The organism is Pseudomonas sp. ICMP 561 (genome assembly GCF_002699985.1).
In the GTDB taxonomy this organism is placed as follows: Bacteria; Pseudomonadota; Gammaproteobacteria; order Pseudomonadales; family Pseudomonadaceae; genus Aquipseudomonas; species Aquipseudomonas quasicaspiana.
Map to the genome: position 1 here is coordinate 270,220 of NZ_LKBT01000012.1, position 15,298 is coordinate 285,517.

14 protein-coding genes are annotated in these 15,298 nt (G+C 57.3%); 5 read left to right on the plus strand and 9 right to left on the minus strand.

Annotated elements, in window-relative coordinates; all coding sequences use genetic code 11:
- Positions 1–258: 258 nt before the first annotated feature.
- Positions 259–1,023 (plus strand): SDR family oxidoreductase, encoded by a 765-nt coding sequence (locus AO242_RS11480; RefSeq protein WP_099268765.1) that lies wholly within the window; start codon positions 259–261, stop codon positions 1,021–1,023.
- Positions 1,024–1,032: 9 nt separating this feature from the next.
- Here the strand turns inward: AO242_RS11480 and AO242_RS11485 are convergent, their stop codons facing one another.
- From AO242_RS11485 to AO242_RS11515, 6 genes are all read right to left on the minus strand, one after another.
- Complete coding sequence (locus AO242_RS11485) at positions 1,033–1,320, minus strand: hypothetical protein (protein WP_099268766.1); 288 nt, start codon at positions 1,318–1,320, stop codon at positions 1,033–1,035.
- Between the two features lie 358 nt (positions 1,321–1,678).
- Positions 1,679–2,638 carry a threo-3-hydroxy-L-aspartate ammonia-lyase gene (locus tag AO242_RS11490; protein ID WP_218927835.1) on the minus strand — a complete coding sequence of 320 codons (960 nt, stop codon included), beginning with the start codon at positions 2,636–2,638 and terminating at the stop codon, positions 1,679–1,681.
- 44 nt (positions 2,639–2,682) lie between these two features.
- On the minus strand, positions 2,683–3,072 hold the full coding sequence (locus tag AO242_RS11495; RefSeq protein WP_099268768.1) for a RidA family protein: 390 nt from the start codon (positions 3,070–3,072) through the stop codon (positions 2,683–2,685).
- Between the two features lie 44 nt (positions 3,073–3,116).
- A complete protein-coding gene (locus AO242_RS11500) occupies positions 3,117–3,740 on the minus strand; it encodes a helix-turn-helix transcriptional regulator (protein ID WP_099268769.1) in 624 nt (207 codons plus the stop codon).
- Positions 3,741–4,029: 289 nt separating this feature from the next.
- Positions 4,030–4,968 (minus strand): fatty acid desaturase, encoded by a 939-nt coding sequence (locus AO242_RS11510; RefSeq protein WP_099268957.1) that lies wholly within the window; start codon positions 4,966–4,968, stop codon positions 4,030–4,032.
- A gap of 173 nt (positions 4,969–5,141) precedes the next feature.
- A complete protein-coding gene (locus AO242_RS11515) occupies positions 5,142–5,780 on the minus strand; it encodes a hypothetical protein (protein WP_027898975.1) in 639 nt (212 codons plus the stop codon).
- 289 nt (positions 5,781–6,069) lie between these two features.
- On the opposite strand from AO242_RS11515, the gene AO242_RS11520 reads away from it, so the two are divergent.
- On the plus strand, positions 6,070–7,320 hold the full coding sequence (locus AO242_RS11520) for an acyl-CoA thioesterase/bile acid-CoA:amino acid N-acyltransferase family protein (RefSeq protein WP_099268770.1): 1,251 nt from the start codon (positions 6,070–6,072) through the stop codon (positions 7,318–7,320).
- On the opposite strand, the gene AO242_RS11525 is transcribed toward AO242_RS11520, so the two are convergent.
- A complete protein-coding gene (locus AO242_RS11525; RefSeq protein WP_099268771.1) occupies positions 7,321–8,211 on the minus strand; it encodes a DMT family transporter in 891 nt (296 codons plus the stop codon).
- A gap of 583 nt (positions 8,212–8,794) precedes the next feature.
- On the opposite strand from AO242_RS11525, the gene AO242_RS11530 reads away from it, so the two are divergent.
- From AO242_RS11530 to AO242_RS11540, 3 genes are all read left to right on the plus strand, one after another.
- Positions 8,795–9,952: an MFS transporter gene (locus tag AO242_RS11530; RefSeq protein WP_099268772.1), complete on the plus strand. Its 1,158-nt coding sequence runs from the start codon at positions 8,795–8,797 to the stop codon at positions 9,950–9,952.
- 145 nt (positions 9,953–10,097) lie between these two features.
- Positions 10,098–11,459, plus strand: a complete 1,362-nt coding sequence (locus tag AO242_RS11535) for an MATE family efflux transporter (protein ID WP_099268773.1) — start codon at positions 10,098–10,100, stop codon at positions 11,457–11,459.
- Positions 11,460–11,481: 22 nt separating this feature from the next.
- The gene (locus tag AO242_RS11540) at positions 11,482–12,132 is read left to right on the plus strand and encodes a TetR/AcrR family transcriptional regulator (RefSeq protein ID WP_099268774.1); all 651 of its coding nucleotides are present in this window, start codon (positions 11,482–11,484) and stop codon (positions 12,130–12,132) included.
- 16 nt (positions 12,133–12,148) lie between these two features.
- Here AO242_RS11540 and AO242_RS11545 read toward each other — a convergent pair whose 3' ends face one another.
- Positions 12,149–14,893 (minus strand): beta-glucosidase, encoded by a 2,745-nt coding sequence (locus AO242_RS11545; protein ID WP_176560608.1) that lies wholly within the window; start codon positions 14,891–14,893, stop codon positions 12,149–12,151.
- Complete coding sequence (locus AO242_RS11550) at positions 14,890–15,129, minus strand: hypothetical protein (RefSeq protein ID WP_099268775.1); 240 nt, start codon at positions 15,127–15,129, stop codon at positions 14,890–14,892. The genes AO242_RS11545 and AO242_RS11550 overlap by 4 nt, the downstream gene beginning before the upstream one ends.
- Positions 15,130–15,298: the final 169 nt, after the last annotated feature.

The following is a 15,298-nucleotide window of genomic DNA, read 5'->3' on the forward strand; positions in this document are numbered from 1 at the left end:
GGACTTTGATGAGTCGATCGACTTTGAATGCCACCCCACGCTAAAGCGCTCTTACAATCAAAATGCAAATTACTGAATGAAATGCATTTTCTGTAGGAGCTGCCGAAGGCTGCGAAGCATTTATCCTGACACACCGCGATCGCAGCCTTCGGCAGCTCCTACAAGTCCTGTGTTTGCAACTTGATGGCGCGGAGTTGGCAAGGCCGGGTAATCTCCTGTGCTATTCCGTACTTTTCCGAATCAGAAAGGAGCAACAGAATGACCAATAACACCGCATTAAAAGTCGCACTTGTCACGGGTGCAGGCAGTGGCATTGGTCGTGCTGTTGCGTTGGGATTGCTGGTGGATGGCTACAGCCTGGTGCTGGCGGGACGTCGTCAGGAGCCGCTGGATGAGTTGGCGGCGGTTATTGGCGAGGCGGGTGGCGAGGCCATTGCGGTGTCCACCGATGTTCGCGATCCGGCGAGTGTCGATGCGCTGTTTGCGAGGATTGAAGACGCTTATGGTCGTCTGGATGTTCTGTTCAATAACGCCGGTGTTGGTGCTCCGGCCGTTCCGGTGGATGAACTGGACGTCGAGAAGTGGCTGAACGTGATCAACACGAATGTGACTGGGGTGTTTCTCTGTGCTCGCGCCGCGTTTGGGCTGATGCGCAGGCAGATGCCGCAGGGTGGACGGATCATCAACAACGGGTCGATTTCCGCCCACACGCCACGGCCGTTCAGTTCGCCTTATACCGCGAGCAAGCATGCCGTGCTTGGGTTGACCAAGACGTTTGCCCTGGACGGGCGTGAGTTCAACATTGCCTGCGGTCAGATTGATATCGGCAATGCTTTGACCGAGCTCGCGGCACGCATGACCACCGGGGTTCGGCAGGCCAATGGGCAGACCGCGGTAGAGCCGATGATGGACGTCAAGGAAGTCGCCGATGCGGTGCGTTACATGGCGAGCCTGCCGCTGTCGACCAACGTGCTGAACATGACCGTTATGGCCACTAACATGCCGTTCGTTGGTCGCGGCTAGATCAAAGGTTTAGTTCATGTTCTGGCTGGCAACAACCATGGCCTGGGCGATGTTGTTTTTTTCGGCTTCGGTGAAACCGTCCCAGACGTGGACCTTGGCGTAGTAGCCCAGGCCAGCCAGCGAATAAAGGCTCAGGGTGAACACGATGAAAATGGTCACGAACGTCCAGCGGCCGCCGTCACTCTCTTCACGGGACGAGAAGTTCTCGGTGTAGGTGTCGTTACCGTTACGTGATACGGCATTGGACGCCAGGCGTTTGAACCATTGGAGCAGGTAGATGATGACGAGTCGCAGCATGGGATTAGCCTCAAGTTTAAAAGTGTGCAGTAGGGCGCCCAGTGGGCTGACCCGAAATCGTCGTTTGCGCTCAGGGCGCGCTCGGCCACAAATGCCGAAAACGAAAAAAGCCCGTCTATGACGGGCTTTTCTTTTTATAAATCTGGTCAAGTCGCCGGGCTTCCAAGTCGACGACTGCTTATGTCGTTGAGGTTAGAGTCCGCGTCCGCTTGCCGGTATTGAAACATTTTAGAACAATTGGTTTTCTCCATCTAGGGCCGTTCGGCGGTTGTCAGACAACTGGTTGAATTTCTGATGTGGCATTTTGTCGCGCAGTCGGGCATTGAAAGGCAAATGGCTGTCCTGCATCGATTACGAACTATTTAGCCAACAACTCCGCGTAACGCTGCAAATCCACGTTGCCGCCACTGATCAGGATCCCGACTTTCTGTCCTTTGAGCTGGTCCTTGATCTGCAGCGCGGCGGCGAAGCTCAGGCAGCCGGTGGGCTCGACGACCATCTTCATTCGTTCGGCATAGAAGCGCATGGCGTCGATGAGTTGCGCGTCAGACACGGTGAGAATGTCGTCCACGTCACGGCGAATGATCGGGAAGGTGTGGTTACCCAGGTACTGGGTTTGTGCGCCATCAGCGATGGTGTGCGGAACAGCGATACGGACGATTTCGCCCGAGCGAAAGGAGCGCTGCCCATCGTTGCCCGCTTCAGGTTCGACGCCATACAGCTTGCAAGCGGGCGACAGGGCACGGGTTGAAAGTGCTGAGCCCGCAAGCAAGCCACCGCCGCCCAGGCAGACCAGCAATGTATCCAGCGGTCCGACTTCTTCGAACAGTTCTTTGGCGGCCGTGCCTTGTCCGGCTATCACGTCGGGGTGGTCGTAGGGAGGAATCAGGGTCATGCCCAGGCGCTCGGAATGTTCGCGGCCGATGGCTTCGCGATCTTCGGTCTGACGGTTGTAGATCACCACGTTTGCGCCATATTCGCGTGTCGCCGCAATCTTCGCAGGTGGCGCGTCGTGAGGCATGACGATGGTAGCGGGGATGCCCAGGAGACGGGCGGCGAGGGCGATACCCTGCGCATGATTCCCTGAAGAGAATGCCACCACGCCATGTTTACGCTGCTGCTCGTCAAATTTCGCCAGGGCGTTGAAGGCACCGCGAAACTTGAATGCACCGACCCGCTGCAGGTTCTCGCATTTGAAAAATACCTGGGCGTCGAACAGGCTGTCGACGGTGCGCGAGGTGATTACCGGCGTGCGATTGGCTTGGCCTACAAGACGCTGGGCAGCGGCTTCCACGTCTTGATAGGTGGGGAGTGTCAGAGTGTTCGTGTTCACGATGATAGTCACCTTCTCAACTGAAAATATCAGGCCGCTACGGCCATGGCTTCAACTTCCACGGCGCAGCCGTAGTGCAATTGTGCGACGCCCGCGACGGCTCTTGCGGGACGGTGATCCCCCAGCCATTGGCTGTAGAGTTGATTGAATAGCGGCCACTGCCCAATGTCAGTGACATACACCCGCACCTGCACCAACTGCTCTCTGCTGATGCCAGCAGTCTGAAGACAGCTGTCCAGATTGAGCAGCACTTGTCGGGTCTGATCTTCAAACGAAGCATTGGCCAGATGTGCACCGTCGGCAGTGATGGGTAACTGGCCGCTGATCATCACGAAGCCATTGGCGATGGACAGGTGCGAGTAGTGCCCGGCAGGTGGACTGATGGTTGTGCTGTTCTTGCAGAGAATGGGGTCGGGCATGGGGTTCTCTCGTTGAAATTCAAATTTCAGAAGTGGCAGTGGGCCTACTTCAGGTAGCTGTAAGCGGCAGCCCGGGAGACCCCCAGGTGTTGCGCGACCACGTCCATGGATTTGCGCACTTCCAGTGCGCCCGATGCTTTCAGCTCTCGAAGCAAGATGCGGCGTTCATCGGCCTTGAGCGAGCGGGGCGTGCTTGCCGAGCGACCCGCGAACTCATCAATCCGTTTGCGAATACTGTGTGCGCTATCCACTTCCAGTGACTCATCCACCGCGCAATCCACTCGGGTGAATTGAGCCATGGCCGTCTGTACGCCCTGGAAAAGAGTCAGATCAACGTTCATGCACAGCGCCGCGACGTATTGCCCATCGACGTTGCGGATACCGATCGAGGTGCTTTTGGCCTGACGTCCATCGGGGAACCGGTTGGCGTAATTGGCGATGACTTGCGGATAGGCCGGGTCGTCGATTCGCGCGAGGCCCAGCTCGGTGGCTGGGTCACCAACAGAGCGACCTGACAGATTGTTGTGGATGGCGTAAATGGCGTGATCGGGAGATTGAAGGTCATGCACCACCACTTCGCAAAACGGCCCGAAGGTCTCGCCCAGGCCTTGAGCAACGTGTTTGAGTTGTTCGAGCAGGTTGCGGGTTTCTGCAGAAAAGTCGGACATGTAGAGGGGTATCTGTATAAATATTTAAGACAAACTATCCAGTAATTGACGGTTAGTAAAGATCGATGGTGCTTCTGACCTTTGCGAGAGCTGCCGAAGTGCCCCTGATAACACCGATCTGTAGGAGCGAGGCTTGCCCGCGAACCAGACAACTCGGTAGGCCAGACGAACCGCATTATCGCTCTTCGCGGGCAAGCCTCGCTCCTACAGACGTGTTTGCCGCAAACAGCGCTGTGTCAAAAACTCCGGGCCGTCTCTACAGGAAATTTGCATGTATCCCGGTATGAGCTCAACGCCAGGGATGCTGCGGACTATCAATCGGCCGTACGCCATGTTGCCTGAATAATGCGCCGTACCCGTCCACCAGAAACTGGCCACTGCGCTGCAGCCAGTCTTCACGACGCTCTGCGTAAACCCGGGGCAGGTAATACCAGGGCAAGCCCGGAAGATCGTGATGAATCAGATGCAGGTTCAGGTTCAGAAACAACCAGCGCCACGGCCAGCCCGCTTCATTGATGACCGAGCGATGTTGCGGCGATGCAGCAGGGCGGTGCTCATAAAACGAGCGGACCATGGATAACGCCAGAGCCAGTACGCTGGCCAGCAGATATTCGAAGATGCCGATTCCGCCCTGTACCTGAACAAACCACAACACTGCTGCTACGCAGGTACCGTGAGTCAGCCACATCAGCCAGGCTTGCAACACGCCTTGCCGCAGCCGTCGCAGTTCCACTGACAGCAGGCCAATCAGCGCAATCGCCGGGCCGACCAGTAATCGGCCATAAAGAGTTTTGTTCAACCAGTGCAGGCTGCGCGACAGGATGCTATTGCGTTGCCAATGCTGTTCGCTCAGGTAGCGGCTCTCGGGATCATGATGTGGCAGGGTTAACTCTTCGTCGCGGTGATGCAGCAGATGGCTGTCGCGATACAGCGTGTAGGGATACCAGATCGCAAGCGGCGCGTAGCCCAATAGTTTGTTCACTGACCGCCAGCGGGTCGGATGGCCGTGGAGTAATTCGTGCTGCACCGACATCCAGAACGTGATGACCGGCACCAGCAACATCAAGGTCAATCCGCTACCCAGTAGTGCGGAGTATTGGATCAGGCTGAACCAGGTTGCGTAAGTCCCGATCAGCAACAACCAGGTTGGCCAGTCGGTGCGGGCGGTCCAGGTTTTGCGCAGTTGGGCGATGCGCTGTTGGTGCGTGGCGTCGAGGTAGTTGGGCATGCGCATCACCGGCAGATAGGCATTAAGGCAAGTGGCCTGAAGCTGCACCTTAGCAATTCCGGTTATGCGTGAATAATCACATTTAGCAGTGCTTATATAATCTATTGGACTAAGCGTGGGTGCAAAAATGGGGGCAACCCAGGCCCCCATTCTTCAGTTACCTGATTGTTCAGTTACTTGCCGAATAACCGCTCATGTACCCAGCCGTTATTGGTCAGGATCATGCCGCGGGTTTCTTTGATCGGCGTTTTTTCAGCGGCGACTATTGCAGGCAAATCCCGGATGGCAGCCTGCACGGACTCTTCGTACGCCCATTTCGGCAAGTCGCTGGTCTTGTAGCTGTACGTCACGCGTGAAACCTTTTGGCCCATCATGTCGCCAGGCTCACTGAACTGGTCGACGCTGACGATTTTGGCTTTGCCAACACACAGGGCGCCAACAGTGGTCCCGTTCATTAGTTTCCGGGCGTCATTCTTGTAGAACTTTCGACCTTCATCGGTAAGGTCGAAGGCATAGCGGATATCGGTACGAGCAGGTTGAGCAAAGCTCTTCGGGATCTCTTTACGAGATAGCTCGGTTTCTTTAACTACTCCCACTTGAGCCAAGGTATGCAAGACCTTGTCTGTACCGCTGTAGTCGAATTCCTGACTCTCGGTAGGAAAGTTAGCGGCCACCAGACATCTCGGATACAGAGTGTCGAGGTAAGCTTGTGCAGCTTTTTCGAAATTTTCTTCACTGGCCTTTTTCGGGTCGGAGCAGCCCGCGAGCACGGTGAGCAAAACGGCCAGCGATAAAATCTTCCTGTCTTTCATGTTGCGTCCTTGATTACGGGGGGAAGTTTCAGCCAATGAAATACGTCATTAATCTGAACCCAATCAAGACCTGTGAACGGGGCGGAAGTTTCCGGGTATCTAATGGCATCTGTTGATTTTGTGGAATGCCTCGACCTATACGAAATCACTCCAGCCAATAGATAAAACGGCAAAAGACCTAAGGTTATGCCGCAGAGGAATTTGGCTTTTTTCATTGTCTTGTTCACATTGTGCGCACACGACGAATTTGAAGGTCCGGTAGCACGCAGCGCGTGATAAGGCGAAACACATGACAACACTCTCCGTGACACCCGAAGATGGTCTGCTGGACGAACCGCGACGCATCTTCGTAAAAGGTCTGCAGCCCTCGCAAAAGGTTGAGCTTTCCACGCGCACCTTGCGTGGCAATGGGCAGTATTGGGTCAGCGCTGCGACGTATATTGCCGATGCATCCGGGCAGGTTGATCTGGAACGCGACGCGCCTGTATCCGGCAGCTATGCAGGCGTATCTGCGTCAGGCCTGCTCTGGAGTCAGCGGCCAGAAGTGTCTGGTGCTGCTGATGTGTTTCCAGATGACGTGCTGCAACCCTTGGTGACTCAAATATCCCTTGAGGGGAGTGAGACATCCGTCACCTTGATTCAGCGACTTGCATCTGAAGGCGTGACTCGCCGTGAGGTTCGCGAGAACGGTCTGGTCGGAACCCTGTTCACGCCGCCTGGCGTCGGGCCGCATCCCGCTGTGATTGTGCTGAACGGTTCCGGGGGCGGGATCAACGAACCTCGTGCCGCGCTTTATGCTTCGCGAGGTTACGCAGCGCTGGCTTTGGGCTATTTCAAAGCACCAGGCTTGTCGCCGTACATCTCAAATACGCCTCTGGAATACTTCGTCGCGGGCTTGGCCTGGGTGAGACGTGAGGTCCGGCCTGCCCATGATTTCGTTGCGCTGAGCGGTCAGTCTCGAGGTGGTGAGTTGGTGCTGCTGCTGGGCAGTATGTTTCCTGAGGCGGTGTCGGCGGTCATCGGTTATGTGCCAAGCGCCCTGGTGCATGGTGGGCAAGCGGCGGCTGATCCGGCAGTAGGCCGGGACGGACCGGCATGGCTCTATCAGGGACAGCCACTGGTGCACCTCTGGAACGACAATAAAACCGCTTCATGGGCGGCCAGGGATGCCGGTTTGCGTAATGCCGAATCCATCAGCACGGCGCTGCAGGATCACGATGCTGTGCGCCGGGTTGCCATCGAGGTAGAGAAAATTCGCGGGCCCGTTCTGTTGCTGTCTGCGGGCGATGACGCGGCCTGGCCTTCAGCGCTTTTTTCCAGAATGGCATACTCGCGGCTGAAAGAGGCGGGACATCCATGGCCCGTGCAACACCTGAGTTTTGAACACGCTGGCCATACGATTCTGTTGCCGAACATACCGTCCACTAACAGCGTTGACGGCACCCCTGCGGCTAACGCTGAAGCCAATGAACAATCGTGGCTGGCGGTGAAGGCGTTTCTCGACGATGCGGTCAACGCTCCTGCTGCAGAAGGGGCTTGATCAGATCTTGATGGGTTGTGGCGCCTTGACCGTGGTCCGGCGCCCGAGTACCACAGTGCCTACGACTCCGGCAGCAAATACCCAGGTCAACGGGTCGATGTGCTCACCGAACCACAGCGCGGAGAAGGCGATGGTGAAGAAAATCTGCAGCAGCTGAACTTGCCCGACGCGTGCAATGCCGCCCATGGCCAGCCCGGCATACCAGGCGAAGAAGCCGATGAATTGCGAAAACAGCGTGACGTAGCCGAAGGCCCATAACGTCGGGGCGCTGATTGCTCCTTGATGCTGTGATGCCAGGTAAAGCACCGGCCCCAGCAGCAAAGGGAAGGCCAGCACCAATGCCCAGCAGATGACTTGCCATCCGCCCATTTCCCTGGCCAGACGTCCACCCTCGGCATAACCCAGACCGCCCAGTGCGATGGCCGCCAGCATCAACAGATCGCCACTGCTGATACTGCCAGCGCCTTGAATCATCGCGTAAGTCAGCACCAGCGCACTGCCCAGTGCAGCGCATGCCCAGAATGCTTTGGAAGGCCGTTCACGGTGCAGCCACGCCGCGTACATGGCGACTATCAGCGGTTGCAGGCCGTTAACCAACGCGCCATGGGAAGAGGGCAGGGTTTGCATGGCCCACGATGAAAGAACCGGGAAGCCGACAATCACTCCGAGGATGACGAAGCACAGGCCTTTGAATTGTTGCCGGGTAGGCCAGCGTTCCCGACGCCAGAGCAACAGTGCTGCCGCCGGAATTGCCGCGACAAGTGCACGACCGAGGCCGTTGAGCAGCGGGTGAATTTCCTCGACCACAATGCGGGTCATGGGCAGGGTCAGGCTGAAAATTATAACGCCGAGCAAACCGAGGGCCATGCCGGTGTTATCGCGGGAAGTCATAAACGGCTCATCGTCAGAGAGTGTGGGCCGGTATTTAGCCATAGAGGCGAAATATCCCTGCGCTACAGAGAGCGACAGAGTGGGCAGTACACTTTGTCCTCTGGCTGTTTTTATTTGAGCAGGTCACGAAGGTGCTCTTTGAGCTCCTCTGGCAGGTCGTAATCTCTGTTGGAGCGAGGCTTGCCCGCGAATCAGTCGATGAGGTTAGTCATGTACTCCGCGTTATCCTCTTCGCGGGCAAGCCTCGCTCCAACAGGAACCGCGATTTACTATTCAGTCCAGCTTCGCAGGATCGTGCAACGAACAGCGCTGATCGGGCAAACCCTGCGGCCCCAGGCGGCAGTACAATTTCAGGGCGCTGAAGCTGCAGGCAGGCATGCAGCGATGGATACACGACGCTTATTGCAGTAGACCTCATCAAGGTGCATCGACATAATGTCGGCCGCTGTTTGCCTATAACAATTCCTTCCCGCTTTGATTGCCCGGTCGACGAGCGATCAGCGCCAAGTCATATCAGCTTGACCATACCTTTTAAAAACCAGATCGGTGTTCATCCGTCTGGCGCTTCGCTATTGGAGTTCGAATGCTGTTACCCATTCTGCTGCTGTCGGCCGCAGGCTTTACTGTGCTGACGACCGAATTTGTCATTGTTGGCTTGCTGCCGGGGATCGCCCGGGACCTTGAGGTGAGCATCCCGCAAGCCGGGTTGCTGGTGACGTTGTTCGCCTTTACGGTGGCCTGTTTCGGTCCATTTCTGACGGCGTATTTCGCGCGCTTTGAACGCAAGAAGCTCTTCGTCACCATGATGGTGTTGTTTGCGCTTGCCAATACCCTTGCGGCGCTGAGTCCCAATATCGCTGTAATGGGGATTGCGCGACTTATACCTGCACTCGGGTTGCCAGTGTTCTGGGCGTTGGCCAGCGAGACTGCGGTCGATCTGGTTGGACCCGAGCACGCGGGGCGGGCCATGGCAAAAATCACGTTTGGGATCGTCTGCGCCACGGTGTTTGGCATCCCGGTGGGCACGCTGGTCGCCGATGCCGTGGGCTGGCGTATGGCGTTCGGCATGCTCGCGGTGCTGGCGCTGGCCAAAGCGTTGCTGCTGTTTGTTTACCTGCCGACCATTCACGTCAACCGGCAGGACGTTTCGTTGCGCGAGCAAATGAAAGTTCTGCGCAGCCCGGTCCTGCAAGGCCACGTGTTGCTGTCCGTATTAGTGTTCTCCGGGATGTTCACGGCCTACACCTACCTGGCCGACATCCTCGAACGGCTGGCCGGTTTCAACGGCACCGTAGTGGGTTGGTGCCTCATGGCGTTTGGCGCCGTGGGCCTGATCGGCAACTCATTGGGCGGGCGAGCGGTGGACAAGCATCCGCTGATGGCCTCGATTGTGTTCTGCGCGTTCATGGTGGCGGGCATGGTCGCTTTGATCCCGAGCATTCATTCGCCGGTTTTTCTGGCGATGGCGTTGGCGACCTGGGGGATTACTCAGGCGGCGTTGTTCCTGGTCAGCCATGTGCGGGTCATGAAAGCCGCTGAGGGCGCGACGGCTTTTGGCGCGTCACTGAACATTTCGGGTGCCAATCTGGGCATCGGCCTGGGTGCGATAGTGGGCGGCCGAATGATTGATTCGTTCGGCCTGCAGAGTCTTGGCTACGCCGCCGCAGGCTTTGTCGGGCTTTCCATTCTGCTCGCTGTTCTGTTGATGGGGCGGCCGGTTTCACAGCCGCTGCCGGAGTAAATCGCAAAGGCCTCCACACCCTTGGTCGGCCCTCAGTAGATATCGCGCAACGGCGATAGCAACCGAACCTGCTCACCGCTAGAATCGCCGCCTGAATGAGCTTCGCCACTGCTGCTGGCGAAGTATTGCCTGTTTGGGGAATGTGATGGCGGTAGCCCGCGCGAAGTTTACTGAAGGGCTTATAGCACGCCATATCCTGGTGATGACCAGCACTGGCGCCCTGAGCCTGTTCGCAGTGTTTCTGGTAGACATCCTGACGCTGGTCTATGTCTCCATGCTGCACCAGCCCTTGCTGCTGGCTGCGGTCGGCATCGCCAAGGTATTGATCTTTCTCAACAGTGCTTTGGCCAACGGTTTGATTATCGCGGCGGCGACGGTGTTGTCCGAGCGTATCGGGCATCGTGCGACCAAGGCTGTCTCGCGCTTCACCGCCAGCCTTATGTTGATGGTGCTTGTCGTGTGCGGTCTATCAGCTGCCTTGCAACTGGCGTTGATCGTTCCGGTGACTCATCTGTTAGGTGCGGATGCTGCGACTTATGAAGCAGCACGGGTGTTTATCTGGCTGACGTTGCCGTTCAGTGTGCTGCAGTCGTTGATGCAGATGACGGCGCAAATCCTGCGCACGGCCGGGGATAGTCGTCGGGCGCTGTGGGTGGTGCTGTCGGGTGCTGCCACACTGGCTATTGCTGATCCATTGCTGATTTTCGTCTTTGGTCTGGGGCTGGAAGGCGCAGGCCTTTCCTATGCCTTGTCTGCGTTAATGTCTGCCTGCCTGGGGCTGTATTGGGTACGTCGCCATGTCGGGCTGACGATGTCCATCAAGCTCAAACTGCTGCGCATGCATGTCAGGCGCACGTTCAGGGTTGCCTTGCCTGCGATGGTGGGCAATTTGGCGACCCCGGTGGGGGTGGCGTATCTTGTCTCGAGCGTGGCTACTTTCGGTACCTCGGCCCTGGCGGCAATGGCGGTCCTTGATCGGGTCTTGCAGTTTTCCTACTGCGCTTTTTTTGCCTTGCCGAGTGCATTGGCACCGGTGCTGGGACAGAATATCGGTGCTCATCTGGATCAGCGGACCCATTCGGCAATTGCCTTTACCCGCAAACTGGTCATTGTCTATGGCCTGGTTGTCTGGGGATTGTTGCTGTTGGCAAGCCGGCCTGTTGCGGACTTCTACGACCTGGAAGGTGAAGGCCGAGTGCTGTTTCTTGCGTTCTGCCAGTTTGGCGGTGGTTTGTGGGTGCTCATTGGCCTGGATTTCGTCTCGATTGCGGTGTTCGTGACGATGCAGCGGCCATGGCTGGTCGCTGTGTTTGCCTGGCTTCGGTCAACGATCGGTACAGTGCCGTTCATATTCGCGGGCACGCACCTGTTCGGAAGCAGCGGGTTGATGCCGGGTACGTTTACCGGTAACGCGTTGATCGCATTGACGTCGACCTGGGTCGCGTCCATCACCGCCAGGCGATTCTTTATACGTCGGGCCCAGCCAGCGAGCGTCGGGAAAATTTGAATGCAGTTGTTATCGGATTTTTATGTCAGTTGACGAATCAGGGAATGAATCAGGCGAAGAGCTTTCGCCGAAGCGTCGCCGGGCCCCCAAAGGGGAGATGCGCAGAACTGCGTTGCTGGACGCGGCCACGGTTATTTTCGCCCGGGACGGCTACAGCAGCGCGTCGATGCGCGATGTTGCGTCGCTTGCCGGTATCACCACTGTAGGCCTGCTGCATCACTTCCCGAATAAAGAGGCGTTGCTGGCTGCACTGCTGGAGCGCCGTGATCAACGGGTGACTTCGAGGTTTCGCGATCTCACGACCGAACTGACACTGACCGGCTTTCTCAAGTTCTTGAGGTTGAGCATGGGGTTCAGTATCGAGGACGCTGCCGAATGTCAGGCGTCTATGGTGATGAACACCGAAAGCCTGTCTGACGCACACCCGGCGTGTGCCTGGCACAAGGAACGCTTTCATCTCACCCACGATCATGCTCGCGGTCATTTGACGGCGTTGATAGAGGCTGGGGAAATTCGCGCGGACATTGACATCAAGGCCATGGCCCAGGAGATTTTCTCGGTCATGGATGGCTTGCAGATTCAGTGGCTGAGAAGCCCTGAAGAGGTGGACGTGATGGCGGTGTTCGACATCTATTTGCGGCGCTTGGGGAAGGACATTCAGGCTCATCCCTGAGCCTGAATGCTGACGCTTAGTAGGTCTGTGCGGCGTTAACCTGCACGGCCTTGCGCAGCGGCACTGGCAGTGGGTTGCTGTCGCGGGTGGTCAGGTGTTCCGGGAACAGCGTGGTCAAAGTGCGGTTCAGGGTCAGGTTCTCTGAGTCGGAACCCACGAGAATCTTGAACTTGCCTGCATCCACATCCCAGCTCGCGGTCTTGTCGACGTAGTAGGCCAGGGAGCGCGAGTCAATCGGGATGCTTACGGTCTTGCTCTCGCCCGGTTGCAGGTACACCTTGGTGAAGCCTTTGAGTTCTTTCTCCGGACGATCAACCGCAGGTTTCACCGGTTGCACATACAGCTGCGCCACTTCGAAGCCAGCCTTGTCGCCGGTGTTGGTCAGCGTGAACTTCACGTCGATGGTAGCGCCAGGACTCAGCACGTTGGTCGACAGTTTCAGATCGCTATAACCGAACGTGGTGTACGACAGACCGTAGCCAAACGGGTAGAGCGGTTTTGCGTGTTTCTTGTCATAACCGCGATAGCCCATGTACAGGCCTTCGCTGTAGGTCATCTCGGTCAGGGCATTGTTGCCACGGTAAGCAGCCGGGTCCGGATAGGACGCATAGCTCGGGTTATCTTCGATTTTTTTGTCGATGGTGATCGGCAGTTTGCCCGATGGGTTGACCTTGCCATACAGGATCTCGGCCAGTGCCTGACCGCCTTGCTGACCCGGGAACCAGGCTTGCAGGGTAGCGCCGACTTTGCTTGCCCAAGGCTGCATGTCTGCAACTCCGCCGCCGTGCATCACCACGATGGTGTTGGGGTTGGCGCGGGTCACAAAGCTGATCAGCTCAGCCTGTTGGTCGGGCAGTTCGAAACCGTGGTCGGAACCTTCGCCTTCATGCTCGTAGTTGGAGCCAGTGGCGACGACTACCGCGTCGTATTTCGACAGATCCTTGGGTGGGCGCAGGGATGCCCAGCTCATCTGTACGCCAGTAACACCGCCCAGTGCCGGGATGAAGTTGCCCTGCACGCGCTGGTATTCAAGCTTCACGGAGTACGACTTGCCTGCCACTAGCGCAGGGGTTTTGCCAGAGGTGGTCATGGCGTTCACGACGTCGGCGGAGTACGGCACGCCGTCGCTCTGCAACACCAGCTCATCGTTGACCCACAGTTTGTAAGGACCGTCTGCACGCACTTTGAACACGTGAGCGCCGGAAACCGTCGGCTTGATGTTCGCCGTAAAACGAGCCGAGAACGCACCCGCTGAAGGGCTGAAACCGGATACAGCGGTGGTGCCTGCGTTGGTTTCGTTGGTGCCGGTGGTCCAGTTGAGGTTCACACCCGGCTCGACGCGGGTCACGCTCGGGCTGCCCGAAAAGCTGGTGTTGGAAAAGTACTCGGCTTTCACGCCAGAGTTGTTCACACCGTTGCTACCCGTGGCAGGCTGATACCAGGCTGCGGATTTCGGGTTAAGGCTCAGCTCGGACAGATAAGTGACATTCGAGCTGCTCGACGCCAGTTGCTGCAAACCGCTTAGCTCGGTGACGTAGCTGTTGGGCGGCGAGTTGGCCGTGCCGAATGGCGATGCCGGTGCTTCGTGTGCCCAGTCGCCGATCACTGCGATTTTGGCAGTCTTGGCCAGTGGCAGCAGCGGTTTGCCTTCCGTGGTGTTTTCGTTGCGCAACAGCACGATGGATTCACGCGCGGTGTTCAATGCTGCGCGTGCGCCGTACTCCGGATGGTCCAGCGTCTTCGCAGTGTTGAGGTTTTCCTGGAAGTCGTAGCTGACGATGGCGCGAAGGTTGCGCTTGACCTTGTCATCGATGACGTTCTGGGTCAGCTGACCGCTCCAGAGATACGGCAGCAGGTTGGCTTCGGTAAATTGCAGACCCGACGGCATGTCGATATCGGTCCCTGCCCAGGCTCCCTTGAACGCATCGTGAATGGCGTTGAAGTCACTGATTACAGTGCCCTGATAGCCCCATTCGCCCTTGAGCACTTCAGTGATCAGGTGGTGGTTTTCGCAGGCGTAGTCACCGTTGATTTTGTTGAATCCGCACATGATCGAGGCGACGTTCGAGTTTTTCACCATCGACTCGAAGCCTGGCAGATACAGCTCGCGCAGGGTGCGTTCGTCAGCGATGACGTTGACCGCCTGACGATTGGCTTCCTGTTCGTTGGCCAGGTAGTGCTTGCCGCTGGCCTGGATGCCTTGCGCCTGAATGGCGTTGACCACCGCCGGAGCCAGAACCGCACCGAGGAATGGATCTTCACCGCTCATGTACTCGGCAGAACGACCGTTGTAGGGCGTGCGGTACAGGTTGACGCCCGGTGACAGCATTTGCTGGCCGCCCGAGATGCGGGTTTCGTAGGCGATGGCCAGGCCGAACTCTTTGGCGCGGTTGATGCTCCAGGTCGCCGCGAGGGCAGACTGTGACGGGTACTGCGCACCAAAAGTGGCGTTGTTGACGTGCACGCCCATGGACGAGTCATACGCCGTGGTGCCCTTGATGCCCCACTTGAGCAGCGGCGGAATCATGTGCCCGTCGTTGACGCGAGTGAAGTTGATCTTCTCGGACTGGTTCATGTTGTCGAGGATCGAGCTGACACGGGCTTCAACCTCGTTGCCGGTGGCTGGCGTCACCGCTGCGAGTGCCATGTTGGCTTGCAGAATGCCGAAAGTCAGCAGGCTCAGGCCGAGGGTGTGTTTGAAGGCTGACAAGGCGGGCGTCCTTTTTGTGGAGGCAATCGACTGATAGTTGGAAGGGGTCATGGACGTTGCGCCTGCGCTGGAGCGTCATCGGTGACCACCGGTGCGTCGAGCACGGCAGAAGGGCCTTTTGCCGTTGCTGTGCTGACATTGGCAACGCCAGTCAGTTGGTCGCGCTTGGCCTCGACCTGCACGCGAACCTGTTCTGTGGAAGTTGCAGTGTTGGTTGCAGAACCAGAGTCCGCCAAGGCAGACAAACTATGGGCGCAGAGCAGCACTGCGCTGAAAACAGACAGCATGGGTCTGGTCATCGATTAAATCTCGATTAATGGTTTGAGGAAAATAAACAAACGCGGTTGCGGCGATCAGCCGAACGTTAAGTCCAGCGCCAGGATTAAAAGTTCACTGACGAATAGAATATTTGTCTAAATGTTTTTATTAAATGGTGGCACTTGGCCTTAACCGCTG

Bases quoted from the DNA above. Each gene is read 5' to 3' on its own strand.
- AO242_RS11525 (WP_099268771.1), bottom strand. From the start codon at position 8,211: ATGACTTCCCGCGATAACACCGGCATGGCCCTCGGTTTGCTCGGCGTT.
- AO242_RS11520 (WP_099268770.1), top strand. From the start codon at position 6,070: ATGACAACACTCTCCGTGACACCCGAAGATGGTCTGCTGGACGAACCG.
- AO242_RS11545 (WP_176560608.1), bottom strand. From the start codon at position 14,893: ATGACCCCTTCCAACTATCAGTCGATTGCCTCCACAAAAAGGACGCCC.
- AO242_RS11500 (WP_099268769.1), bottom strand. From the start codon at position 3,740: ATGTCCGACTTTTCTGCAGAAACCCGCAACCTGCTCGAACAACTCAAA.
- AO242_RS11535 (WP_099268773.1), top strand. From the start codon at position 10,098: ATGGCGGTAGCCCGCGCGAAGTTTACTGAAGGGCTTATAGCACGCCAT.
- AO242_RS11515 (WP_027898975.1), bottom strand. From the start codon at position 5,780: ATGAAAGACAGGAAGATTTTATCGCTGGCCGTTTTGCTCACCGTGCTC.
- AO242_RS11495 (WP_099268768.1), bottom strand. From the start codon at position 3,072: ATGCCCGACCCCATTCTCTGCAAGAACAGCACAACCATCAGTCCACCT.
- AO242_RS11540 (WP_099268774.1), top strand. From the start codon at position 11,482: ATGTCAGTTGACGAATCAGGGAATGAATCAGGCGAAGAGCTTTCGCCG.
- AO242_RS11510 (WP_099268957.1), bottom strand. From the start codon at position 4,968: ATGCCCAACTACCTCGACGCCACGCACCAACAGCGCATCGCCCAACTG.
- AO242_RS11530 (WP_099268772.1), top strand. From the start codon at position 8,795: ATGCTGTTACCCATTCTGCTGCTGTCGGCCGCAGGCTTTACTGTGCTG.
- AO242_RS11480 (WP_099268765.1), top strand. From the start codon at position 259: ATGACCAATAACACCGCATTAAAAGTCGCACTTGTCACGGGTGCAGGC.
- AO242_RS11550 (WP_099268775.1), bottom strand. From the start codon at position 15,129: ATGCTGTCTGTTTTCAGCGCAGTGCTGCTCTGCGCCCATAGTTTGTCT.
- AO242_RS11485 (WP_099268766.1), bottom strand. From the start codon at position 1,320: ATGCTGCGACTCGTCATCATCTACCTGCTCCAATGGTTCAAACGCCTG.